Raw genomic sequence first — 23,314 nt, 5'->3', positions numbered from 1 at the left:
AACTGCTCCGCTTAGAATTCGTGGGTTGCTGGTATCTCACAAACAATGGAGATCCAATGTGGGAGCTGGCTTGCCTGCGATAGCGGTGGGTCAGCAATACATCTGTATTTGACAGACCGCTATCGCAGGCAAGCCAGCTCCCACAATTGGACTGTTGCGTTCTTCAGGTCGTATTTCAATCGTCCACCTGCTTGGGTGGCGGCAAGGTGAAACCCGACACCGACCTGCGCAACTGACTGGCCATCTTCGCCAGGTTACCAATGCTCTCGGCGGTCGCGGTCGACCCCGACGACGTCTGGGTGGTGATCTGCTGGATCACATTCATGGTCAGGGAAATCTGCCCGGCCGAAGACGTCTGCTGCTGCGCCGCATTGGAAATGCTCTGGATCAGCGCCGCCAGGGTTTTCGACACGCCTTCGATCTCTTCCAGCGCGACCCCGGCATCCTGGGCCAGGCGTGCGCCGCGCACCACCTCGGTGGTGGTCTGCTCCATGGAGATCACTGCTTCGTTGGTGTCGGCCTGGATCGCCCGCACCAGAGTTTCGATCTGCCGGGTGGCCGCCGACGAGCGCTCGGCCAGGCGTTGCACCTCATCGGCCACCACCGCAAAACCGCGCCCGGCATCGCCTGCCATGCTGGCCTGGATCGCGGCGTTGAGGGCGAGGATATTGGTCTGGTCGGCAATGTCGTCGATCAGGCTGACGATGTCGCCAATTTCCTGGGATGACTCGCCCAGGCGCTTGATGCGCTTGGCGGTGTCCTGGATCTGTTCGCGAATGTTGTCCATGCCATGGATGGTGTTGTGCACCACCTCGTTGCCTTTGTTGGCGATCTCAACCGAGCGCTCTGCCACCGCTGAGGACTCGGCGGCGTTGGCCGATACCTGGTCGATCGACTGCGCCATCTGGTTGATCGCGGTAGACGCTTCGGCAATCTGCTGCGCTTGATGTTCCGACGCCTGGGCCAGGTGCATGGCGGTGGCCTGAGTGTCTTGCACCGCACCGGCGACTTGCCCGGCCGTCAGGTTGATGGTGGCGACCAGGTCACGCAATTGATCCACGGAATAGTTGATCGAATCGGCGATGGTGCCGGTGAAGTCTTCGGTAACCGAGGCGGTGACAGTGAGGTCGCCGTCGGCCAGGTCTTCGATTTCATCCAGCAGGCGCATGATCGCGTTCTGATTGCGCTCGTTCTTCTCGGCGGTTTCACGCAGTTGGCGGTTGGTCTCGCGCACCATCACCAAGCCGATCAGGATGATCGAGGCCAGCGCCAGCAGGCCCAGCAGATAGCCGCCGATGGTGTCGAAACTGCGCCCGCCGGCGAGGTTTTCAAAACCGGTGGCCAGGTGCGAGGCTTCATCGAGCAGGGTTTGCGACAGGTTGAAGATATGGCTCGCCGAAGCCCGCACCTGGAATAACTGCGGCGAGGTTTCGAGGATTTCATCCACGGAGCCTGAGACAAACTCGAACAGCTCGGCAATCTCCACCAGCCGCGTACGGGCGTCAGGGTCTTCGACCTGAGTGATACGCAGCCCGGGGTTGCCGTTGAGCATACCGTTGAGCACCACGCCAAAACGGTTGGCGTCGCGACCGAAGGCATCGGCGGCCTGCACGGCGGTTTCATCGCCCGCAAGCACGGTGTTGACCGCCCCCAGGATCCGTTCGGCCAGCAGCGACTGGCGCTGGGCCAACGCCACCTGGCTGGCCGGGGCGCCGCGTTGCAGCAGGATATCGACGACTTTTTCCGACTCCATTTGCAGTTGCGGCACGGTTTCGGCCAGGGTCGCAGCCACCTGGTGCAGGGACAGAACGGTCTGCTCGCTGGCGAGGATCGCATCGGTGTTTTTCAGCAGCGCTTCCCAGTCGGTCTGCACGGCACGCATTTCGGCGCGCACCGCGCTGGGTGCGGCGGGCAAGCCGGTTTGCGGATCACCCTTTTTCAGGTAGCCCCAGCGCTGGGCAAAATCGTTGCGCGCCTCGCCCAGCAGCTTGAACGCGGCGGCCTTGCCGGCGGCGGCTTCGGTGGCGTTCTTGGCAATGCGCTGGGACAGCACGCGCAGCTCACCGGCGTGGCCGATGTACTGCTTGTCGTAGGTGGACTGGGTGTTGAGGTACGCAAAGTTGGCGAACAGCAACATGATGAACACGATCAAGGCGATAAACAGCACAATGATCTGCGAACGGCTGCGCGAAGCGGCCTGGGGTTTGGGCGTAGTAACGGTGCTCATGCGGCGACATCCATGAAGCCAGGGGCCTGGGCCAGGGCGAAGGGGCTGAAGACTTGCCACTGCGGGTCGCCGTCGAACTGGCCCTGGATAAACGGCGCGCCGGACGCGGTGCTGGCCATCCAGGCATCCAATGGGAAGTGCTGCATACCGACCACTTCGTCTACCAGCAGCCCGACAAACACGTCATTGAACTCCACGACCAGCACCCGCCTTTGCTTGCGCGCCTTGGATAACTCAAGGCCAAGGAAACCGCCCAGGTCCAGCACCGGCAGCAAGCGCCCGCGCAGGTTGGCCACGCCCTTGACCCAGGGTTTGACCCCCGGCATCAAGGTGCAGCGCGGTTCATGCAACACCTCGGCGACCTCGCCCATGGGCGCCACGTACCAGTGTGGCCCCAGGCGAAAGCCGATACCGCTCCAGCGTTGCAGGCGGGTTTCCTGGGACGGCAGGTCGGCGGCCAGCAGGCGGCAACGGCGGTCGATGTCCAGCAGCAGCTCGAAGGCGGTTTGCGACTCGGTCATGATCGCGAGCCTTTAGCCGGCCAGTACCTTGTTCAGGGTGGCGATCAGTGTGTCTTCGTCCACCGGCTTGGTCAGGTAATCCTTGGCGCCCTGGCGTGCACCCCAGATCTTGTCGGTTTCCTGATCCTTGGTGGTGATGATGATGATCGGAATACCGTTGGTTTCCGGCTCCTTGGACAACTGGCGGGTGGCCTGGAAGCCGTTGAGGCCCGGCATCACGATGTCCATCAACACGGCGTCGGGCTTTTCCTGACGAGCCAGCGCTACGCCGTCCGCGCCGTTTTCGGCTTTCAGGACTTGATGGCCGTGCTTTTCCAGCATGCCGGTCAGTTTGTACATTTCGGTCGGCGAGTCGTCGACGATCAGAACACGTGCCATGGTTTTCCCCACTACATTGGTCGGCGCCGGCCCTTGTGAGGTGGCGTCAGTGTGCTTGTTCTACTGCGGCGAAGGCAGGCACATAGGCCTTGATCGCACCCAGCAGTTCTTCCTTGCTGAAAGGCTTGGTCAAAAATCGATCGACACCCACGATGCGCCCCTTGGCCTTGTCGAACAGGCCATCCCTGGAGGACAACATGATCACCGGGATCGCCTTGAACGCCGGGTTGTTCTTCACCAGGGCGCAGGTCTGGTAGCCATCCAGGCGCGGCATCATGATGTCGACAAAGATAATGTGCGGGTGATGATCCACAATCCGCGCCAGGGCATCGAAACCGTCGATGGCGGTGATGACCTCGCACCCCATGTTCTTCAACAGTGTCTCGGCGGTGCGGCGGATCGTTTTCGAATCGTCGATCACCATCACTCTCAAGGCGTTGGAATGCTGTTCCATATCTGCTCTACCATCGCCACAGCGAATCGGTTTTCGGTGTGTACTGCCTGATGTTGCACAGGATGAGCGCCGCAAGCCTTGGAATTCAAGGGCTGCTACGCCGTGGCAGTCTTTTTAGCACAGTCTCCGGGCGCAATCTATCGAGGCACCCACCCGGTGGTTTTTCCTTGACCCACAACAACCACAGCGCCACTCTGACGCCACTTTTATGCGCCCTAATTTGCTAGAGGAAACCCCCCATGAGCGTTCGCGTCGGCATTGTCATGGACCCTATCGCCAGCATTTCCTATAAAAAGGACAGCTCGCTGGCCATGCTCCTGGCCGCCCAGGCCCGCGGCTGGACGTTGTTCTATATGGAACAGCGCGACCTGTACCAGGGCGACGGCGAGGCGCGGGCGCGGATGCGTCCGTTGCAGGTATTCGCCAACCCCGAGAAATGGTTCGAGCTTTCGGATGAAATCGACAGCCCCCTGAGCGACCTCGATGTGATCCTGATGCGCAAGGATCCACCGTTCGACATGGAGTTTGTGTACTCCACCTACTTGCTGGAGCAGGCCGAACGCGCCGGCGTGTTGATCGTCAACAAGCCGCAGAGCCTGCGCGACTGCAATGAAAAGCTGTTTGCCACCCTGTTCCCGCAGTGCACGCCGCCGACCGTGGTCAGCCGCCGCGCCGATGTACTGCGTGAATTCGCTGCCAAGCATGGCGATGTGATCCTCAAACCGCTGGACGGCATGGGCGGCACTTCGATCTTCCGCCACCGCGCTGGCGACCCGAACCTGTCGGTGATCCTCGAAACCCTGACTGCGCTGGGCACCCAGCAGATCATGGGCCAGGCTTACCTGCCGGCGATCAAGGATGGCGACAAGCGCATCCTGATGATCGACGGCGAGCCGGTGGACTACTGCCTGGCGCGCATCCCGGCAGCGGGCGAGACCCGTGGCAACCTGGCGGCCGGTGGTCGTGGTGAAGCACGGCCGTTGTCGGACAAGGACCGCTGGATCGCCGCTCAAGTTGGCCCGACCCTGCGCGAAAAAGGTCTGCTGTTTGTCGGACTCGACGTAATTGGTGAGAACCTCACGGAAATCAACGTCACCAGCCCTACCTGTATTCGCGAGATCGACAATGCATTTGGCACGAACATCGGCGAAATGCTGATGGCCGCCATTGAGCGCAAGCTACAAGCCAAGTGACATAGAACAGCCGGACACACACCAACATTGCGTTATCATGCGCCACCTGTGAAACGCGCGATGTTGGTTTTCTTGTCATGACACTCCCGTCCGATCTGCCCCCAGAACTCACCCACAGAGGCGTGCGCCCGGCTGATCGGCTCGGATTTACCCTGTTTCTCGCCGCATTGATTCACCTCGCCTTGTTGCTGGGCGTGGGCTTCACCATGGTCGAGCCCAAGCAGATCACCAAGACCCTGGAAATCACCCTCGCTACGTTCAAAAGTGAGAAGAAGCCCGAAAAGGCCGACTTTCTTGCCCAGGATAACCAGCAGGGCAGCGGTACGCTCGACAAGAAAGCCGTGCCCAAGACCACTGAAGTAGCGCCCTTCCAGGACAACAAGGTCAATAAGGTCACCCCGCCGCCGGTGCCCAAGCCCGAGGTCAAGCAGGCAACGCCCAAGGCCGCCGTGACCACCGTTGCGCCCAAGCCGCAAAAGGCCCCGACCCAGCGCGAAAAAACCAGGACTGAACCCAAGCCCGAGCCGGTGAAGCCCGCGCCAACCTTCGACAGTTCGACGCTGTCCGACGAAATTTCCAGCCTGGAAGCCGAACTGGCCCACGAACAACAGCTGTATGCCAAGCGCCCGCGCATCTACCGCCTGAACGCCGCGTCGACCATGCGCGACAAAGGCGCCTGGTATAAGGACGAGTGGCGCAAGAAGGTCGAGCGCATCGGCAACCTCAATTACCCGGACGAAGCCCGGCGTCAGCAGATTTATGGCAACTTGCGCTTGCTGGTATCGATCAACCGTGACGGTTCGCTCTATGAAGTGCAGGTGCTGGAGTCCTCCGGCCAACCGCTGCTGGACCAGGCCGCCCAGCGCATCGTGCGCCTGGCCGCGCCTTTTGCGCCGTTCAGCGGCGACTTGAATGACGTGGACCGCCTGGAAATCATCCGCACCTGGAAGTTTGCCAAGGGCGACCGGCTGTCCAGCAACTGACACCGCTCCTACACTTGTCAGTTCGCCCCTCCAACGCCACACTAGCGGACATGAAAAACGTCAGCCCGACCTACCTCAAGCACCAATTCCTGATCGCCATGCCCCATATGGCCGACCCGAACTTTGCGCAGACCTTGACCTATATCGTCGAGCACACGGCCAATGGTGCCATGGGGCTGGTGGTCAACCGTCCACAGGAGCTGAGCCTGGCCGATATCCTTGAGCAATTGCGCCCGGAACTCGACCCACCGACCCGCTGCCAGGATGTGCCGATCTATATCGGCGGGCCGGTGCAGACCGATCGCGGCTTTGTGTTGCACCCCACCGGGCCGCAATACCAGGCCACGGTGGATCTTGAGGGCGTGTCACTGTCCACGTCTCAGGACGTGCTGTTCGCGATCGCCGATGGCGTCGGCCCTGAGCAAAGCCTGATTACCCTGGGCTACGCCGGTTGGGAAGCCGGGCAACTGGAGGCCGAGCTGGCGAGCAATGCCTGGCTGACCTGCCCGTTCGACGCCGACATCCTGTTCAACACCGCCAGCGAACTGCGCCTTGATGCTGCCGCCGCCAAGCTGCGGGTCAACCTCAGCCTGTTGACCAGCCAGGCGGGGCACGCCTGATGGCCTTGCGTCTGATCCTGGGTTTTGACTACGGCACTAAACAGATCGGCGTAGCGGTCGGCCAGGTTATTACCGGCCAGGCCCGCGAGCTGTGCACCTTGAAGGCCCAGAACGGCATACCGGACTGGAACCAGGTTGAAGCCCTTATCAAAGAGTGGAAGCCCGACGCTGTGGTGGTCGGCCTGCCCCTGAACATGGATGGCACCCCCAGCGACATGTGCCTGCGCGCCGAAAAATTCGCGCGCCGCCTCAATGGCCGCTACAACCTGCCCTTCTATACCCACGATGAGCGCCTGACCACCTTTGAAGCCAAGGGTGAGCGTCGTGACCGCGGCGGGCAGAAGGGCAGTTACCGCGACAACCCCGTGGACGCCATCGCCGCCGCCTTGCTGTTGCAGGGTTGGCTGGATGAAAACACCGCTTTATTTGAATCCTGACCCGCCGCGATCCTGTTGGAGCGGGCTTGCCCGCGAAGAACGTTAACGATACCGCGTGAAGGCTGGATGAACGCGGTACCCATGAGTTTTTCGCGAGCAAGCTTGCCCCTACACACTTAAAAAGGAGCCCCCATGAGCCTGCCCAATCCCGCCGAACTGATCAGCCAGATGGCATTACGCCTCAAGGCGCACCTGGAACACCGCGGCATCAGCGAACCGCGCTTTATCGGCATCCGCACCGGCGGTGTCTGGGTAGCCCAGGCGTTACTGGAAGAACTGGGCAGCGATTCGCCCCTGGGTACGCTGGACGTGTCCTTCTACCGCGACGACTTCAGCCAGAACGGCCTGCACCCACAGGTGCAACCTTCGGCCCTGCCATTCGAGGTTGAGGGCCAGCACCTGATCCTGATCGATGACGTCCTGATGAGCGGCCGTACCATACGCGCCGCCATGAACGAACTGTTCGATTACGGGCGCCCGGCCAGCATTACGTTGGTCTGCCTGCTGGACCTGGATGCTGGCGAATTGCCGATCAGCCCGGATGTCGTAGGTGCAACACTGTCTTTGCAAGCCCGGCAGCGGGTAAAATTGTCCGGTCCCACGCCGCTCGAACTCGAACTGCAAGACCTTGCCCTTTAAACCGCCTTGTACAGAGTCCCCGCGATGACGCCTCTAGATGCCAAGCGCCCGCTGCAGCTCAATGCTCAGGGCCAGTTGCAACATTTCTTGTCCCTCGACGGTTTGCCCCGCGAACTGCTCACCGAAATCCTCGACACCGCCGACTCGTTCCTTGAAGTCGGCGGCCGCGCGGTGAAGAAGGTCCCGCTGCTGCGCGGCAAGACCATCTGCAATGTGTTCTTCGAGAACTCCACCCGCACCCGCACCACCTTTGAACTGGCAGCCCAGCGGCTATCGGCCGACGTGATCACGCTGAACGTGTCCACCTCGTCGGCGAGCAAGGGCGAGACCCTGCTCGACACCCTGCGCAACCTGGAAGCCATGGCTGCTGACATGTTCGTGGTCCGCCACGGCGACTCCGGCGCCGCGCACTTCATCGCCGAGCATGTGTGCCCGCAGGTAGCAGTCATCAACGGCGGCGACGGCCGCCACGCCCACCCGACCCAGGGCATGCTCGACATGCTCACCATCCGTCGGCACAAGGGCAGCTTTGAAAACCTCTCGGTGGCCATCGTCGGCGACATCCTGCACTCCCGTGTAGCACGCTCGAACATGCTGGCCCTCAAAGCCCTGGGCTGCCCGGATATCCGCGTGATCGCGCCGAAAACCCTGCTGCCCATCGGCATCGAACAGTATGGCGTGAAGGTCTACACCGACATGGCCGAGGGCCTCAAGGATGTGGACGTGGTGATCATGCTGCGCCTGCAACGCGAGCGCATGGCTGGTGGCTTGCTGCCCAGCGAAGGCGAGTTCTACCGCCTGTTCGGCCTGACCACCGCACGTTTGGCCGGGGCCAAGCCGGATGCCATCGTGATGCACCCGGGGCCGATCAACCGCGGGGTGGAGATTGAGTCGGCGGTGGCCGATGGCCCGCAGTCGGTGATCTTGAACCAAGTGACCTACGGCATCGCGGTACGCATGGCCGTGCTGTCCATGGCCATGAGCGGGCAGACCGCGCAACGTCAATTCGAGCAGGAGCAGGCCCAGTGAAGCTCAGCATTCTCGGCGCCCGAGTCATCGATCCAGCCAGTGGCCTGGACCAAGTTACCGATCTTTATCTGGACGCCGGCAAGATCATCGCCATTGGCGCCGCACCTGCCGGCTTCAACGCCATCGAAAGCATCGACGCCAAGGGCCTGGTGGCCGCGCCCGGGCTGGTGGACCTGAACGTCGCCCTGCGCGAGCCGGGCTACAGCCGCAAAGGCAACATCAACAGCGAAACCCAGGCCGCTGCGGCCGGTGGCGTGACCAGCCTGTGCTGCCCGCCGAACACCAAGCCGGTGCTGGACACTTCGGCGGTGACCGAGCTGATCCTGGACCGCGCCCGTGAAGCCGGCAATTGCAAGGTGTTTCCCGTCGGCGCCTTGAGCAAAGGCCTGGATGGCGAACAACTGGCCGAACTGATCGCACTGCGCGATGCCGGTTGCGTGGCCTTCAGCAACGGCCTGGAAAGTTTTCGCAGCACCCGCACGCTGTGCCGTGCCCTGGAATACGCGGCCACCTTCGACCTGACGGTGATCTTCCACTCCCAGGACCGCGACCTGGCCGAAGGCGGCCTGGCCCATGAAGGGGCAGTCGCCAGCTTCCTCGGCCTGCCGGGCATCCCGGAAACCGCCGAAACCGTGGCCCTGGCCCGTGACCTGTTGCTGGTGGAGCAAAGCGGCGTACGCGCACACTTCAGCCAGCTGACCAGCGCCCGCGGCGTTGCCCTGATCGCCCAGGCCCAGGCCCGTGGCTTGCCGGTGACGGCGGATGTGGCGCTGTACCAATTGATCCTGACGGATGAGGCGCTGATCGACTTCTCCAGCCTGTATCACGTGCAGCCTCCCCTGCGTACCAAGGCCGACCGTGACGGTTTGCGTGCGGCGGTGAAGTCGGGGGTGGTGTCAGCGATTTCCAGCCATCACCAGCCTCACGAGCGTGACGCCAAGTTGGCGCCATTTGGCGCGACCGAGCCGGGTATCAGTAGCGTGGAGTTGTTGTTGCCATTGGCAATGACCTTGGTGGAAGACGGCTTGCTCGACCTGCCGACGCTATTGGCCCGCCTTAGCGCCGGCCCGGCCGACGCACTGCGCTTGCCGGCGGGCAAGCTTGAAGTCGGTTCGCCAGCGGACCTGGTGCTGTTTGACCTGGGCAGCTCGACGGTGGCAGGGGAGCATTGGTTGTCCAAGGGTGAAAACTGCCCGTTCATTGGCCACAGCCTGCCGGCGACGGTGCGGTACACCTTGATGGATGGGCGGATCACTTACCAGGCCTGAAACCGGTCTAGAGTGAGCGCAGTAAAAAATGTGGGAGGGGGCTTGCTCCCTCCCACATTTTGTTCTCTATAGGGCCGAGAGATCAGCGGCCGTTATTGCGCTCGGCATTGCGGATCGAGATCTGCGTATTCAACGTCCAGAAGTCATACAGCACCCCAATCAGGAACAAACCGCCGGTCAGCAGGTAGATCAGGCCGGTGATCCATTTGCCCTGGTACATACGGTGCACACCGAACAGGCCCAGGAACGCCAACAGGATCCACGCGACGTTGTATTCGATAGGCCCGGCGGTAAAACGCAGGTCGGCTTCACGGTCCATGGCCGGGATGAGGAATACGTCGATCAACCAACCAATGCCCAGCAGGCCGAAGGTAAAAAACCAGATCGTGCCGGTCACGGGTTTGCCGTAATAAAAGCGATGCGCCCCGGTAAAACCGAAAATCCACAGCAGGTAACCGATCACCTTGCTATGGGTATCTTGCTGCTGACCAACCTGTTGATAGGTGTTCATGGAGTACCTCTTTTGCTTCGATAGATAAATTTTTTCATTTTCTTTGTGACTTTTTTACGAGCGCCCGACGTACGGCAAATGGTATCTTCCTGTCCTCAAAGCCTTATGCCACCTGACTTGTGTAGGACAATTGCGGCAATTCGTCGCGTTTTTCCTGGATTTGACCCCAAGGTTCAGTCGACAAACGGCCTGAGAACGACACAAAAAGCTGTTATAAAGTTGCGCGCAAACCCATAAGAGCCACGCCTAATGCGACCATTTTTCAAGACATGGCTGACCATCTGCCTATTAATGCCACTGGCCGCCCACGCCACCAATCGTGAGCAACGACTTCCGAACGTCAATGGTTTCACCCCTAAAGTCCACAGCACAACCACCAAGGCCAAATCGGTAAAGCTGACCGTCAACCGCCCGACTCAACTGAGCAAGGCACACGGTAAAGCAACACCCGGCCTGATGGCTGTCAACACCAAGCAAAGCAGCAACGTCCTCAGCCGTGCCGTCAACGTGCTGGGTACTCCTTATCGTTGGGGCGGTAGCAGCCCAAGTAAAGGGTTCGACTGCAGCGGCCTGGTGAAATATGCATTCAACGATGTAAAAGCCGTGGATTTGCCACGCACCTCCAACGCCATGGCTGCCGGCCACGGCTTGAAGGTTGATCGCAAAGACCTGAAGCCCGGCGACTTGTTGTTCTTCAAGCTCAAGAGCCGCCAGGTCAATCACGTAGCCATCTACCTGGGCAACGACCGTTTTATCCACGCGCCGCGTCGTGGCAAGTCGGTGAGCATCGACACGCTGAAAAAGCCGTTCTGGGACAAGAACTACGTGATTGCCAAGCGTGTGCTGCCTAAAGAGCAGAACAGCAACCTGCGGATCGTGCAGCGCTAAGCCAGGCGCCACTGAAGCTCCCCATTTGAAATGCAATCAAATGTGGGAGCTGGCTTGCCTGCGATGACGGTGTGTCAGTTGGCAGAGAGAGCGCCTGACAGCCCGCTATCGCAGGCAAGCCAGCTCCCACATGAGTATCTGTGCGTTTTAGATATCTGCAGGCACCCTCGCCTTCTCCCGCGCCTCTTCCCGGCTGACCAGCCCCGCGCCGACCAACGCCTTCAAACTCATATCCAGGGTCTTCATCCCCAACGCGCCACCGGTCTGAATTGCCGAAACCATCTGCGCCACCTTGTCCTCACGGATCAGATTGCGAATCGCCGGCGTGCCCAGCATGATTTCATGGGCGGCCACACGGCCGCCGCCGACCTTCTTCACCAGTACCTGAGACACCACCGCCTGCAACGACTCCGACAACATCGAGCGGACCATGGCCTTTTCCCCGGCCGGGAAGACGTCCACCAGCCTGTCTACAGTCTTTGCAGCCGATGAAGTGTGCAGGGTGCCAAACACCAGATGCCCGGTCTCAGCTGCCGTCAAGGCCAGGCGGATGGTTTCCAGGTCGCGCAATTCGCCCACCAGGATCACATCCGGGTCTTCCCTCAGGGCCGAGCGCAGGGCCACGCAGAAGCTGTGGGTGTCGCGGTGCACCTGGCGTTGGGTGATCAGGGCCAGTTTCGGCCTGTGGATAAATTCGATGGGATCTTCAAGCGTGAGGATGTGCTGGCGCCGGTGCCGGTTCAGATAATCGATCATCGCCGCCAGCGTCGTGGACTTGCCCGAACCCGTAGGCCCGGTGACCAGCACCAGGCCACGGGGGAACTGAGCCATACGCTGGAATACCTCGCCCAACCCGAGGTCTTCCAGGCTCTGGACCTCGGTCGGGATGGCACGAAACACCGCGCCTATACCGCGATTCTGGCGGAACACGTTCGCCCGAAAGCGTGCGACTCCCGGCAATTCGAAGGCAAAATCCGTTTCAAGAGATGTTTCGAAATCCTTTTGTTGGTGTTTATTCAACAAAGGGCTCACCAGATCGACCAGTTGCGCTGCGCTCAGCACCGGCTCATCCATCGGCCAGACCTCGCCATCGACTCGCACCATCGGCGCCAGGCCGGCCGACAAATGCAGGTCACAGGCGCCACGGCTTACGCTGGCCGTCAGCAATTGCGTGATATCCATAGGGCTTTCCATTTCCAGTAGAATGCCGCGGACTCCATATCCACGGGCGCATCTTGAATGTCGACGATAGCAGACAACATCGGCCTGGTTAGCCAGCGCATCCGCGCCGCAGCCGACGCCGTGCAACGTGACGCAAGCAGCATCCACCTGCTGGCCGTGAGCAAGACCAAACCCGCACAAGCCGTGCGCGACGCCTATGCCGCCGGGATGCGCGATTTTGGCGAGAACTACCTGCAGGAAGCCTTGGGCAAACAGGCGGATTTAACCGACCTGCCCTTGAGTTGGCACTTCATCGGCCCCATTCAATCGAACAAGACTCGCGCCATCGCCGAGAACTTCGCTTGGGTGCATTCTGTGGACCGCCTGAAAATCGCACAACGCCTGTCCGAACAACGCCCGGCCGACCTGCCGCCGCTGAATATCTGCATCCAGGTCAATGTCAGTGGCGAGGCCAGCAAATCCGGCTGTACGCCGGCCGACCTGCCAGCCCTGGCCAACGCGATCAGCGCCCTGCCGCGCTTGAAGCTGCGCGGCCTGATGGCGATCCCCGAGCCGACTGAAGACCGGGCCGCACAGGATGCGGCGTTTGCCAGCGTACGCGACCTGCAAGCCAGCTTGAACCTGGCGCTGGACACACTTTCCATGGGCATGAGCCATGACCTTGAGTCGGCCATCGCCCAAGGCGCCACCTGGGTGCGGATCGGTACCGCCCTGTTTGGCGCCCGCGACTACAGCCAGCCGCAAAATGGCTGACTTCCCTCGAAAATAAGGACCTGTCATGAGCAACACGCGTATTGCCTTTATCGGCGCCGGTAACATGGCGGCCAGCCTGATCGGTGGCCTGCGGGCCAAGGGCCTGGACGCCGAACAGATCCGCGCCAGCGACCCGGGTGACGAAACCCGCGAACGGGTCAGCGCCGAACACGGCATTGAAACCTTTGCCGATAACGCCGAAGCCATCCACGGCGTCGATGTGATCGTGCTGGCGGTCAAGCCCCAGGCCATGAAGGCCGTGTGCGAAAGCCTGCGCCCAAGCCTGCAGCCGCATCAATTGGTGGTGTCCATTGCCGCCGGCATCACCTGTGCCAGCATGAAAGCCTGGCTCGGTGACCAGCCGATCGTACGTTGCATGCCCAATACCCCAGCGTTGCTGCGCCAGGGCGTAAGCGGTTTGTACGCCACCGCTGAAGTCAGCGCGCAGCAGCGTGACCAGGCTCAGGAGTTGCTGTCTGCGGTGGGCCTTGCCGTATGGCTGGAGCAGGAGCAGCAACTGGATGCGGTCACCGCCGTTTCCGGCAGCGGCCCGGCCTACTTCTTCCTGTTGATCGAGGCCATGACCGCCGCTGGCGTCAAGCTGGGCCTGCCCCACGAGGTTGCCGAACAACTGGCTGAGCAAACGGCCCTGGGCGCCGCGAAAATGGCTGTCGGCAGCGATGTCGATGCCGCCGAACTGCGCCGGCGGGTAACGTCGCCGGGCGGCACCACGCAAGCCGCCATTGAATCGTTCCAGGCCGGGGGCTTTGAGGTCCTGGTGGAAAAAGCACTGGGTGCCGCGGCACATCGTTCGGCCGAGATGGCTGAGCAACTGGGCAAATAGTCGTCCCTTACCAAGGTAATCAAACATGCTCGGAATCAATGACGCTGCCATTTTCATCATTCAGACCTTGGGCAGCCTGTACCTGCTGATCGTGCTGATGCGCTTTATCCTGCAACTGGTGCGGGCGAACTTCTACAACCCGTTGTGCCAGTTCGTAGTCAAGGCCACCCAACCGCTGCTCAAGCCACTGCGCCGGGTGATCCCGAGCCTGTTCGGCCTGGACATGTCGTCGCTGGTGCTGGCGTTGCTGCTGCAGATCCTGCTGTTCGTGGTGATCCTGATGCTCAACGGCTACCAGGCGTTCACCGTGCTGCTGTTGCCGTGGGGCCTGATCGGTATTTTCTCGCTGTTCCTGAAGATCATTTTCTGGTCGATGATCATCAGCGTGATCCTGTCGTGGGTCGCACCCGGCAGCCGTAGCCCGGGTGCCGAACTGGTGGCTCAGATCACCGAACCGGTGCTGGCACCCTTCCGTCGCCTGATCCCGAACCTGGGTGGCCTGGATATCTCGCCGATCTTTGCGTTTATCGTGATTCAGCTGCTGCAAAGCTGGGTGATTCCACGCCTGGCGTACTTTGCCTACATGCCCAAAGAGCTGTTCGGCCTGATCTGAATGCCGTAGCCCCTATGGGAGCTGGCTTGTGTGGGAGCTGGCTTGCCTGCGATAGCATCACCTCGGTGTGTCTGAAAACCGCGGTGCCTGCATCGCGGGCAAGCCCGGCTCCCACATCAACCCTTCTCACATTTTGTATCTGCGTACTGGTACAGACCATTGCTTGCCGCTAGGGTCCCCGCTCTTTAGACTTACGCCTCATTTAAACGAGAGCAGGGTCGATGCCAGCTGCCTTCCCCCCCGATTCTGTTGGACTGGTCGTGCCTCAAGTGGCGCACTTCAGCGAACCGCTGGCCCTGGCCTGCGGCCGTTCGTTGCCTGCCTACGACCTGATCTACGAAACCTACGGCCAACTGAACGCCACGGCGAGCAACGCCGTGCTGATCTGCCACGCCCTGTCCGGCCACCACCACGCCGCCGGTTTCCACAGCGTTGACGAGCGCAAACCCGGCTGGTGGGACAGTTGCATCGGCCCCGGCAAGCCCATCGACACCAACAAGTTCTTCGTGGTCAGCCTCAACAACCTCGGCGGCTGCAATGGCTCCACCGGCCCCAGCAGCCTCAATCCGGACACCGGCAAGCCATTCGGCGCGGACTTCCCGGTGTTGACCGTAGAAGACTGGGTACACAGCCAGGCACGCCTGGCCGACCTGCTGGGCATCCACCAGTGGGCCGCAGTCATTGGTGGCAGCCTGGGCGGTATGCAGGCGCTGCAATGGACCATCAGCTACCCGGACCGCGTGCGCCACTGCCTGGCTATCGCGTCGGCGCCCAAGCTGTCGGCGCAGAACATCGCGTTTAACGAAGTGGCACGCCAGGCCATCCTCACCGACCCCGAGTTCCACGGCGGTTCGTTCCAGGAAGCCGGCGTGATCCCCAAGCGCGGCCTGATGCTGGCGCGGATGGTGGGGCATATCACCTACCTGTCCGATGATTCCATGGGCGAAAAATTCGGTCGCGGCCTCAAGAGCGAGAAGCTCAACTACGACTTCCACAGCGTCGAGTTCCAGGTGGAAAGCTACCTGCGCTATCAGGGTGAAGAATTCTCCGGGCGTTTTGATGCCAACACCTACCTGTTGATGACCAAGGCCCTGGACTACTTCGACCCGGCGGCCAACCACGACGACGACCTGGCGAAAACCTTCGAGCACGCCACGGCCAAGTTCTGCGTGATGTCATTCACTACCGACTGGCGCTTCTCGCCGGCCCGCTCCCGTGAGCTGGTGGATGCGCTGATGGCCGCCAAGAAAGACGTCTGCTACCTGGAGATCGATGCACCGCAAGGCCACGACGCCTTCCTGATTCCGATCCCGCGTTACCTGCAGGCCTTTAGCAACTACATGAACCGAATCGCACTGTGAGAACGCCATGAGAGCCGACCTGGAAATCATCCAAGACTGGATCCCCGCCGGCAGCCGCGTGCTCGACCTGGGCTGCGGCGATGGCGAACTGCTGAGCTGGCTGCGCGACAACAAGCAAGTCACCGGCTACGGCCTGGAAAACGACCCGGACAACATCGCCCAGTGCGTGGCCAAGGGCATCAACGTAATCGAGCAGGACCTGGACAAGGGCCTGGGCAACTTCGCCAGCAACAGCTTCGATATCGTGGTGATGACCCAGGCCCTGCAAGCGGTGCACTACCCGGACCGCATCCTCGACGAAATGCTGCGCGTTGGCCGCCAATGCATCATCACTTTCCCCAATTTCGGCCACTGGCGCTGCCGCTGGTACCTGGCCACCAAGGGCCGTATGCCGGTCTCGGATTTCCTGCCGTACACGTGGTACAACACGCCCAACATCCACTTCTGCACCTTCGAAGACTTCGAAGCGTTGTGTGGCGAGCGTGAAGCCAAGGTCATCAACCGCCTTGCCGTCGATCAACAGCACCGCCACGGCTGGGCGAGTAAGCTATGGCCCAATCTATTGGGCGAAATCGGTATTTACCGGGTCAGCAGTCCTGGCCTGACCGACCACAAAGTTGCCGTCTAATCATCTTCAAGAGGGACGTTCATGAGTCGTTTGGCTATTTTTCTATTGACCGCATGCCTGGGCGCCAGCGCCATGGCTGCAGACGCTATCGACGCTAATCGCAAGAAAGACTTCGGCGATATCACCGTTCACTACAACACCTTCACCTCCAGCTTCCTGCCACCCGAGACCGCTCAGAAAGTCGGCGTAGTGCGCAGCAAGGAGAAGGGTTTGATCAATGTGACTGTGATCAAGGGCGTGGCCCCGGTCGCGGCCCAGGTGACCGGCACCATCAAGGATTTGGGCGGCAAAAGCGAGATCCTGACGTTCAAGCAAATCGAAGAGAAAGGCGGCATCAGCTACCTCGCGCCCTACTCGGTGACCCAGCGGGAATACAAGACATTTACCATCAACGTTGAAACCGGCGGCAAAGCCCATGGTTTCCAATTCAACCAAGAACTGTTTCCGGCCGAATGATGAACCTTACCCAACTCGTACTGGCCAGCCATAACACCGGCAAACTCAAAGAACTGCAGGCCATGCTCGGCGAATCCGTGCAACTGCGTTCGATTGGCGAGTTCAGCCAGGTCGAACCGGAAGAAACCGGCTTGTCGTTCGTTGAGAACGCCATCCTCAAGGCCCGCAACGCAGCACGCATCTCCGGCCTGCCGGCCCTGGCGGATGACTCGGGCCTGGCGGTGGACTTTCTCGGCGGCGCGCCCGGCATTTATTCGGCCCGTTACGCTGATGGCAAGGGCGACGCAGCCAATAACGCCAAGCTGCTCGACGCGCTCAAGGACGTGCCCGACGCCGAACGTGGTGCACAGTTCGTCTGCGTGCTGGCCCTGGTGCGACATGCCGATGACCCGCTGCCGATCCTGTGCGAAGGCTTGTGGCACGGGCGCATCCTGCATGCCGCCAGCGGTGAGCATGGCTTCGGTTACGACCCTTTGTTCTGGGTGCCGGAGCGCAATGTCTCCAGCGCCGAACTGAGCCCGGCCGACAAGAACCAGATCAGCCACCGCGCCCGCGCCATGGTGTTGCTGCGCCAGCGCCTGGGCTTGAAATGACCCAGAACACCTCTGCGCAGCCGCTGATCCACGGTGGCGCGCAAACACCACGGGCGGCCCTGCCCCACCTGCCGCCCCTGGCGCTGTACATCCACATCCCTTGGTGCGTGCGCAAATGCCCGTATTGCGACTTCAACTCCCACACCGCCAGCAAGGTGCTGCCGGAAGAAGAGTATGTAGATGCATTGCTGGCGGATCTGGATCAAGACCTGCACGCCGTTTATGGCCGGGAGCTGAGTTCGATTTTCTTCGGTGGCGGCACGCCCAGCCTGTTCAGCGCCGCCGCGTTGGGCCGCTTGTTAAAAGGCGTGGAAGCCCGTATTCGGTTCGCCGCGGATATCGAGATCACCCTGGAAGCCAACCCCGGGACCTTCGAGCAAGAGAAGTTCGTGGCGTACCGCAAACTGGGGATCAATCGCCTGTCCATCGGCATCCAGAGCTTCCAGCAAGAGAAGCTTGAAGCCCTGGGCCGTATTCACAATGGCGATGAAGCCGTGCGCGCCGCTGGCATGGCGCGCCAGGCAGGGTTCGATAACTTCAACCTGGACTTGATGCACGGCCTGCCCAATCAATCCCTCGACGATGCCCTGAGCGACCTGCGCCAGGCCATTGCGCTCAATCCGACGCACCTGTCCTGGTACCAACTGACTCTGGAACCCAATACCGTCTTCTGGAACCAGCCGCCCGCGCTGCCCGAAGACGATACGCTGTGGGATATCCAGGAAGCCGGCCAGGCGCTGCTCGCCGAACACGGTTACGCGCAATACGAGGTGTCGGCCTACGCCCAACCGGGGCGGCCAGCGCGGCATAACCTGAATTACTGGAGCTTTGGCGACTTTATCGGCATCGGCGCCGGCGCCCACGGCAAGCTCAGCCACCCGGACGGGCGCATCGTACGCACCTGGAAAACCCGCGCCCCCAAGGACTACCTCAACCCGGCCAAAAGCTTCCAGGCCGGAGCGAAAGAGCTGACCAACGACGAACTGCCGTTCGAGTTCCTGATGAACGCTCTGCGCCTGACCGAAGGGGTCGATGCCAAGCTCTACGCCGAACGCACCGGCCTTGATCTGGCCAGCCTCGATGAAGGCCGCCGCGAGGCAGAACAAAGTGGATTAATGCAGGTCGAACCGTCACGCCTGGCGGCAACCGACCGCGGGCAACTCTTTCTCAATGACCTGTTGCAGACGTTTTTGAGCTGATCGCTCTTAAGGAAATCGAATGGATCTGGTACTCGACCTGCTCGCCACCGTATCCCGCTGGAGCCGTAGCAACCTGTCGGAAATCTCCCTGGCCCTCGTGGGCTGCTTGTTGGTGCTGTTCGGCGCCGATATCAAGGGCTGGGTCGAAGCGCGCCTGGGCAGCATCGCCGGCGCCCTGCGCGTGCCCTTGATGGCCCTGCTGTGCATGATCGGCAGCGGTGCAGCGCTGATCTATGCCACGCCGTGGATTGTGCGGGGGCTGAGCCAATTCAATAACTACAGCCTGGCGCCGGTGTTGATCGTGGTGCTGGTGTTGATTGGGGTAGTGGCAGACCGCCGCTGATCCCAGGCCCAACACAGATACAAATGTGGGAGGGGGCTTGCTCCCGATTGCGGTGTATCAGCCAAAGATTTGGTGGCTGACACCCTGCTATCGGGAGCAAGCCCCCTCCCACATTTGATTGCATTTCAAGCTGATGACTGTTTAAGCCAACTTCTCGAACTTCAAATCCCACACTCCATGCCCCAATCGCTCGCCGCGGCGCTCGAACTTGGTGATCGGCCGCTCGGCCGGGCGTGGCACGCATTTGCCGTCTTCGGCCAGGTTGCGGTAGCCAGGGGCGACGTTCATCACCTCCAGCATGTATTCCGCGTACGGTTCCCAGTCGGTCGCCATGTGCAGGATACCGCCCACTTTCAGCTTGCTGCGCACCAACTCCGCAAAGGACGCCTGGACGATACGACGCTTGTGGTGACGGGCTTTGTGCCACGGGTCGGGGAAGAACAGCATCAGGCGGTCGAGGCTGTTGTCGGCGATGCAGCGGTTGAGCACTTCAATCGCGTCGCAGTCGTAAACTCGCAGGTTGGTCAGGCCCTGGGTCAGCACGCCATTGAGCAATGCGCCGACACCTGGACGGTGGACTTCCACACCGATGAAATCCTGCTCCGGCGCGGCCGCGGCCATTTCCAGCAGGGAGTGGCCCATGCCGAAACCGATTTCCAGGGAGCGTGGGGCCGAACGGCCAAACACCTGGTCGTAATCAACCGGCGCATCGGCCAGGGGCAAAACGAACAGCGGCGTGCCTTGCTCCAGGCCCTTTTGCTGGCCTTCGGTCATACGGCCGGCGCGCATCACAAAACTCTTGATGCGGCGGTGCTTGGACTCGTCGCCCGCTTCCACGGTGTTCGGCGTTTCGTTTGATTCAGTCATCAATAGCTCTTACTTGATCAGACCATCCAGCGGCGAAGAGGCGCTGGCATAGAGTTTTTTCGGCATGCGCCCGGCGAGGTAGGCCAGGCGGCCCGCGACGATCGCGTGTTTCATGGCTTCGGCCATCATGATCGGTTGCTGGGCGTGGGCGATGGCCGAGTTCATCAGCACCGCGTCGCAGCCCAGTTCCATGGCGATGGTCGCGTCGGAGGCAGTGCCCACGCCCGCGTCCACCAGCACCGGGATCCTGGCTTCTTCAAGGATGATCTGCAGGTTGTACGGGTTGCAGATGCCCAGGCCGGAACCGATCAGGCCAGCCAGTGGCATCACCGCGATGCAGCCGATTTCTGCCAGCTGCCGGGCGATGATCGGGTCATCGCTGGTGTAGACCATCACGTCAAAGCCTTCCTTGACCAGGGTCTCGGCGGCCTTGAGGGTTTCGATCACATTGGGGAACAGGGTTTTCTGGTCGGCCAGCACTTCCAGCTTCACCAGGTTGTGGCCGTCCAGCAACTCACGGGCCAGGCGGCAGGTGCGCACGGCTTCGATGGCGTCGTAGCAACCGGCGGTGTTCGGCAGGAAGGTGTAGCGGTCTGGGGACAGCACTTCGAGCAGGTTCGGTTCGCCTTCAATCTGGCCCAGGTTGGTGCGGCGCACGGCGAACGTCACGATTTCGGCACCCGAGGCTTCGATGGCCTGGCGGGTCTCTTCCATGTCGCGGTACTTGCCGGTGCCGACCAGCAAGCGGGACTGGTAGGTACGACCGGCCAGGACGAAAGGCTTGTCGTTACGAACGATGCTCATGGGAAATCCTCTGTTTGGATGAGGTTCTGCAGAATGCGTTACCGCCGTGGCGGGCTAACCGCCACCGATGGCGTGGACCACTTCGACCTGGTCGTTTTCCTTCAGCGAGGTCTCGGCGTGCTGGCTACGCGGGACGATATCCAGGTTGAGCTCCACTGCGACACGACGCCCGGTCAGGTCCAGGCGGGTCAGCAGGGCCGCGACGGTTTCACCGTCGGGCAGTTCAAAGGGTTCGCCGTTCAACTGAATGCGCATGCCACGGGCCGCCATCGTTTTTAGGGGCCCGCATTCTAGCGCGATTGGGACCTGCCGGTCAGCTCCAAGCGTCAAGCGGTCAAAGCTGCAAGCGCCACGCTGCCAGGCCAAGGAAGAACCAGCCAAGCAGGAACGCCAGCCCGCCAAACGGCGTGATGATCCCCAGTTTGCTGATGCCAGTCATCGTCAGCGCATACAAGCTGCCCGAGAACAACAGAATACCGACGGTAAACGAGATACCCGCCCAACTGACCAATCGACCGGGAATATGCGCCGCCAGCAACGCCACGCCGAACAACGCCAGGGCGTGCACCAGTTGGTAGGTCACGCCGGTATGGAAGATCGCCAGGTAGTCGGCGCTCAGGCGGTTTTTCAGGCCGTGGGCGGCGAACGCACCCAGGGCGACACCGGTAAAACCGAAAAAGGCAGCCAGCATCAGAAAGCTACGCAGCATGGGGAACTCCAGTCAGACTCATCGGGCAGGGTCTGTATAATGGCCCGCTCAACGGGTTCGGCCAAGCCATCTCTATGCTGCGTGTCCTCTTCAAACGCTTTCTCAACGTCGTGAAATGGTTCGCCATCGGCAGTGTGTTGCTGGTGCTGCTGTTTCGTGTGGTCCCGCCCCCGTTTACCGCGTTGATGGTGGAGCGCAAGGTCGAGTCCTGGATCGACGGCGAACCCATTGACCTGCAACGCAGCTGGGTACCGTGGGATGAAATCAGCGATGACCTCAAAGTGGCGGTGATGGCCGGTGAAGACCAGCGCTTCCCGCAACATTGGGGCTTTGATTTTGGCGCGATCCAGGCCGCGATCCTGCACAACGAACGCGGCGGCTCGATTCGCGGCGCCAGTACGCTGAGCCAGCAAGTGTCGAAAAACCTGTTCCTGTGGGCCGGCCGCAGCTATTTGCGCAAGGGCCTGGAAGCGTGGTTCACCGGGTTGATCGAGGTGCTGTGGCCCAAGGAGCGGATTCTTGAGGTGTACCTCAACAGCGTGGAATGGGATGAAGGCGTATTCGGCGCAGAGGCGGCGGCGCGGCACCATTTTGGCGTGAGCGCCAAGGGGCTTTCGCGGCAACAGGCCAGTTATCTGGCGGCGGTGTTGCCTAATCCACGGGTGTGGAGTGCCAGCCACCCGACAGCTTATGTAGCACGGCGGGCGGCGTGGATTCGTCAGCAGATGAGTCAGTTGGGTGGGGATGGCTACCTGACTGAGCTGAACAACTCTCCAAAAGCCCCCTGGTCCAACTGACACAACACAAAACAAATGTGGGAGGGGGCTTGCTCCCGATAGCGATAGATCAGTCACTTTGATGTTGACTGACACTCTGCTATCGGGAGCAAGCCCCCTCCCACATTTTCAAACTAGCATTGCCAGCTGAATTAGGCGGCGATCGACAACTTCAGCTTGTTCATCGCGCTTTTCTCAAGCTGACGAATCCGCTCGGCCGACACGTTGTACTTCTGCGCCAGGTCATGCAGCGTGGCTTTCTCTTCTGCCAGCCAGCGCTGGTAGAGAATGTCACGGCTGCGGTCGTCCAGCACTTCCAGCGCTTCGTGCAGGTTGTGGTTGGAATTATCGCTCCAGTCGGCGTCTTCCAGTTGACGCGCCGGGTCGTACCGGTGGTCTTCCAGGTAGTTGGCAGGCGATTGGAAGGCGCTGTCGTCATCCGCTTCGGCGGCTGGGTCAAAGGCCATGTCATGGCCGGTCAGGCGGCTTTCCATCTCGCGCACTTCACGAGGCTCCACACCGAGGCTTTCAGCCACGCGGTGGACTTCCTCGTTGTTCAGCCACGCCAGGCGTTTCTTCTGGCTGCGCAGGTTGAAGAACAGTTTGCGCTGGGCCTTGGTGGTCGCGACTTTCACGATGCGCCAGTTGCGCAGGATGAACTCGTGGATTTCCGCCTTGATCCAGTGCACGGCGAACGACACCAGGCGCACACCCATTTCAGGGTTGAAGCGCTTTACAGCCTTCATCAGGCCAACGTTGCCTTCCTGAATCAGGTCAGCCTGGGCCAGGCCGTAGCCACTATAGCTACGGGCGATATGTACGACAAAACGCAGGTGGGCGAGCACCATCTGCCGAGCCGCCCCCAAATCCTGCTCATAGTAGAGACTCTCGGCCAGTTCACGCTCCTGCTCGGGTGTCAGCAATGGAATGCTGTTGACCGTGTGCACATAGGCCTCCAGGTTCGCACCCGGGACCAAGGCATAAGCAGGTTGCAAAGAAGTGGTCATACGAAAAAACCTCCGACTCACATAACTCGTG

At 61.1% G+C, this 23,314-nt stretch carries 29 protein-coding genes; 18 read left to right on the top strand and 11 right to left on the bottom strand.

Going from position 1 to position 23,314, the window contains the following annotated elements:
• Positions 1-175: 175 nt before the first annotated feature.
• From E4P01_RS06135 to pilG, 4 genes are read right to left on the bottom strand one after another with little or no spacing between them, the layout of a single operon-like run.
• Positions 176-2,227 carry a methyl-accepting chemotaxis protein gene (locus tag E4P01_RS06135; RefSeq protein WP_032878941.1) on the bottom strand — a complete coding sequence of 684 codons (2,052 nt, stop codon included), beginning with the start codon at positions 2,225-2,227 and terminating at the stop codon, positions 176-178.
• The gene (locus tag E4P01_RS06130) at positions 2,224-2,748 is read right to left on the bottom strand and encodes a chemotaxis protein CheW (RefSeq protein ID WP_032878938.1); all 525 of its coding nucleotides are present in this window, start codon (positions 2,746-2,748) and stop codon (positions 2,224-2,226) included. Before E4P01_RS06130 ends, E4P01_RS06135 begins: the two co-directional genes overlap by 4 nt.
• 12 nt (positions 2,749-2,760) lie before the next feature.
• On the bottom strand, positions 2,761-3,126 hold the full coding sequence (pilH, locus tag E4P01_RS06125) for a twitching motility response regulator PilH (RefSeq protein ID WP_003234583.1): 366 nt from the start codon (positions 3,124-3,126) through the stop codon (positions 2,761-2,763).
• A gap of 46 nt (positions 3,127-3,172) precedes the next feature.
• Entirely contained in the window at positions 3,173-3,580 is a 408-nt protein-coding gene (pilG, locus tag E4P01_RS06120; RefSeq protein WP_216090433.1) for a twitching motility response regulator PilG, read from the bottom strand.
• A gap of 239 nt (positions 3,581-3,819) precedes the next feature.
• Here pilG and gshB point away from each other — a divergent pair, with 239 nt between their 5' ends.
• The 7 genes from gshB to E4P01_RS06085 all read left to right on the top strand — a co-directional run bounded on the left by gshB (position 3,820) and on the right by E4P01_RS06085 (position 9,749).
• On the top strand, positions 3,820-4,773 hold the full coding sequence (gshB, locus tag E4P01_RS06115; RefSeq protein WP_005792255.1) for a glutathione synthase: 954 nt from the start codon (positions 3,820-3,822) through the stop codon (positions 4,771-4,773).
• 77 nt (positions 4,774-4,850) lie between these two features.
• Positions 4,851-5,756, top strand: a complete 906-nt coding sequence (locus E4P01_RS06110) for an energy transducer TonB (RefSeq protein WP_032878937.1) — start codon at positions 4,851-4,853, stop codon at positions 5,754-5,756.
• 50 nt (positions 5,757-5,806) lie between these two features.
• A complete protein-coding gene (locus E4P01_RS06105; RefSeq protein WP_005792257.1) occupies positions 5,807-6,376 on the top strand; it encodes a YqgE/AlgH family protein in 570 nt (189 codons plus the stop codon).
• On the top strand, positions 6,376-6,813 hold the full coding sequence (gene ruvX, locus E4P01_RS06100; protein WP_005792259.1) for a Holliday junction resolvase RuvX: 438 nt from the start codon (positions 6,376-6,378) through the stop codon (positions 6,811-6,813). Before E4P01_RS06105 ends, ruvX begins: the two co-directional genes overlap by 1 nt.
• 132 nt (positions 6,814-6,945) lie before the next feature.
• Positions 6,946-7,452: a bifunctional pyr operon transcriptional regulator/uracil phosphoribosyltransferase PyrR gene (pyrR, locus tag E4P01_RS06095; protein WP_005792260.1), complete on the top strand. Its 507-nt coding sequence runs from the start codon at positions 6,946-6,948 to the stop codon at positions 7,450-7,452.
• Positions 7,453-7,476: 24 nt separating this feature from the next.
• A complete protein-coding gene (locus E4P01_RS06090; RefSeq protein WP_032878936.1) occupies positions 7,477-8,481 on the top strand; it encodes an aspartate carbamoyltransferase catalytic subunit in 1,005 nt (334 codons plus the stop codon).
• Complete coding sequence (locus E4P01_RS06085; RefSeq protein ID WP_148854564.1) at positions 8,478-9,749, top strand: dihydroorotase; 1,272 nt, start codon at positions 8,478-8,480, stop codon at positions 9,747-9,749. The genes E4P01_RS06090 and E4P01_RS06085 overlap by 4 nt, the downstream gene beginning before the upstream one ends.
• Positions 9,750-9,831: 82 nt before the next feature.
• On the opposite strand, the gene E4P01_RS06080 is transcribed toward E4P01_RS06085, so the two are convergent.
• Entirely contained in the window at positions 9,832-10,260 is a 429-nt protein-coding gene (locus tag E4P01_RS06080) for a TM2 domain-containing protein (RefSeq protein ID WP_032878933.1), read from the bottom strand.
• 249 nt (positions 10,261-10,509) lie between these two features.
• Between E4P01_RS06080 and E4P01_RS06075 the strand changes: the two genes are divergently transcribed.
• A complete protein-coding gene (locus tag E4P01_RS06075; protein WP_005792265.1) occupies positions 10,510-11,148 on the top strand; it encodes a C40 family peptidase in 639 nt (212 codons plus the stop codon).
• A 147-nt stretch (positions 11,149-11,295) separates the two neighbouring features.
• Here the strand turns inward: E4P01_RS06075 and E4P01_RS06070 are convergent, their stop codons facing one another.
• On the bottom strand, positions 11,296-12,330 hold the full coding sequence (locus E4P01_RS06070; protein ID WP_032878931.1) for a type IV pilus twitching motility protein PilT: 1,035 nt from the start codon (positions 12,328-12,330) through the stop codon (positions 11,296-11,298).
• Positions 12,331-12,387: 57 nt separating this feature from the next.
• Here E4P01_RS06070 and E4P01_RS06065 point away from each other — a divergent pair, with 57 nt between their 5' ends.
• The 9 genes from E4P01_RS06065 (at position 12,388) to E4P01_RS06025 (ending at position 19,120) form a co-directional block, all read left to right on the top strand.
• Positions 12,388-13,083 carry a YggS family pyridoxal phosphate-dependent enzyme gene (locus E4P01_RS06065; RefSeq protein ID WP_005792267.1) on the top strand — a complete coding sequence of 232 codons (696 nt, stop codon included), beginning with the start codon at positions 12,388-12,390 and terminating at the stop codon, positions 13,081-13,083.
• Between the two features lie 25 nt (positions 13,084-13,108).
• The gene (gene proC / locus E4P01_RS06060; RefSeq protein WP_216090434.1) at positions 13,109-13,927 is read left to right on the top strand and encodes a pyrroline-5-carboxylate reductase; all 819 of its coding nucleotides are present in this window, start codon (positions 13,109-13,111) and stop codon (positions 13,925-13,927) included.
• A 25-nt stretch (positions 13,928-13,952) separates the two neighbouring features.
• Positions 13,953-14,540 (top strand): YggT family protein, encoded by a 588-nt coding sequence (locus E4P01_RS06055; protein ID WP_003195087.1) that lies wholly within the window; start codon positions 13,953-13,955, stop codon positions 14,538-14,540.
• 221 nt (positions 14,541-14,761) lie between these two features.
• Complete coding sequence (locus E4P01_RS06050; RefSeq protein WP_005792271.1) at positions 14,762-15,901, top strand: homoserine O-acetyltransferase; 1,140 nt, start codon at positions 14,762-14,764, stop codon at positions 15,899-15,901.
• A gap of 7 nt (positions 15,902-15,908) precedes the next feature.
• Positions 15,909-16,529, top strand: coding sequence for a methionine biosynthesis protein MetW (gene metW, locus E4P01_RS06045; RefSeq protein WP_005792273.1), 621 nt, complete (start codon positions 15,909-15,911; stop codon positions 16,527-16,529).
• A gap of 21 nt (positions 16,530-16,550) precedes the next feature.
• Complete coding sequence (locus E4P01_RS06040; RefSeq protein ID WP_078822557.1) at positions 16,551-16,985, top strand: DUF4426 domain-containing protein; 435 nt, start codon at positions 16,551-16,553, stop codon at positions 16,983-16,985.
• The gene (rdgB, locus tag E4P01_RS06035) at positions 16,982-17,578 is read left to right on the top strand and encodes an RdgB/HAM1 family non-canonical purine NTP pyrophosphatase (RefSeq protein WP_078822558.1); all 597 of its coding nucleotides are present in this window, start codon (positions 16,982-16,984) and stop codon (positions 17,576-17,578) included. The genes E4P01_RS06040 and rdgB overlap by 4 nt, the downstream gene beginning before the upstream one ends.
• Positions 17,575-18,777, top strand: coding sequence for a radical SAM family heme chaperone HemW (gene hemW / locus E4P01_RS06030; RefSeq protein WP_248129941.1), 1,203 nt, complete (start codon positions 17,575-17,577; stop codon positions 18,775-18,777). The genes rdgB and hemW overlap by 4 nt, the downstream gene beginning before the upstream one ends.
• Positions 18,778-18,796: 19 nt before the next feature.
• On the top strand, positions 18,797-19,120 hold the full coding sequence (locus E4P01_RS06025) for a DUF3392 domain-containing protein (RefSeq protein ID WP_043046299.1): 324 nt from the start codon (positions 18,797-18,799) through the stop codon (positions 19,118-19,120).
• A 141-nt stretch (positions 19,121-19,261) separates the two neighbouring features.
• Here the strand turns inward: E4P01_RS06025 and trmB are convergent, their stop codons facing one another.
• The 4 genes from trmB to E4P01_RS06005 form a co-directional block, all read right to left on the bottom strand.
• The gene (gene trmB / locus E4P01_RS06020) at positions 19,262-19,987 is read right to left on the bottom strand and encodes a tRNA (guanosine(46)-N7)-methyltransferase TrmB (protein ID WP_032878921.1); all 726 of its coding nucleotides are present in this window, start codon (positions 19,985-19,987) and stop codon (positions 19,262-19,264) included.
• A gap of 9 nt (positions 19,988-19,996) precedes the next feature.
• Positions 19,997-20,791 carry a thiazole synthase gene (locus E4P01_RS06015; protein WP_032878919.1) on the bottom strand — a complete coding sequence of 265 codons (795 nt, stop codon included), beginning with the start codon at positions 20,789-20,791 and terminating at the stop codon, positions 19,997-19,999.
• Positions 20,792-20,845: 54 nt separating this feature from the next.
• Positions 20,846-21,046 (bottom strand): sulfur carrier protein ThiS, encoded by a 201-nt coding sequence (gene thiS, locus E4P01_RS06010; protein ID WP_032878918.1) that lies wholly within the window; start codon positions 21,044-21,046, stop codon positions 20,846-20,848.
• Positions 21,047-21,125: 79 nt separating this feature from the next.
• Positions 21,126-21,500: a DUF423 domain-containing protein gene (locus E4P01_RS06005; protein ID WP_032878916.1), complete on the bottom strand. Its 375-nt coding sequence runs from the start codon at positions 21,498-21,500 to the stop codon at positions 21,126-21,128.
• Between the two features lie 74 nt (positions 21,501-21,574).
• On the opposite strand from E4P01_RS06005, the gene mtgA reads away from it, so the two are divergent.
• Positions 21,575-22,297 (top strand): monofunctional biosynthetic peptidoglycan transglycosylase, encoded by a 723-nt coding sequence (gene mtgA / locus E4P01_RS06000; RefSeq protein ID WP_216090435.1) that lies wholly within the window; start codon positions 21,575-21,577, stop codon positions 22,295-22,297.
• Positions 22,298-22,428: 131 nt separating this feature from the next.
• Here the strand turns inward: mtgA and rpoH are convergent, their stop codons facing one another.
• Positions 22,429-23,283, bottom strand: a complete 855-nt coding sequence (gene rpoH / locus E4P01_RS05995) for an RNA polymerase sigma factor RpoH (protein ID WP_003176698.1) — start codon at positions 23,281-23,283, stop codon at positions 22,429-22,431.
• Positions 23,284-23,314: the final 31 nt, after the last annotated feature.

This window comes from Pseudomonas sp. NCIMB 10586 (genome assembly GCF_023127895.1).
Classification (GTDB): Bacteria; Pseudomonadota; Gammaproteobacteria; order Pseudomonadales; family Pseudomonadaceae; genus Aquipseudomonas; species Aquipseudomonas synxantha_A.
This window is presented reverse-complemented; position numbering and strand designations above follow the sequence as displayed.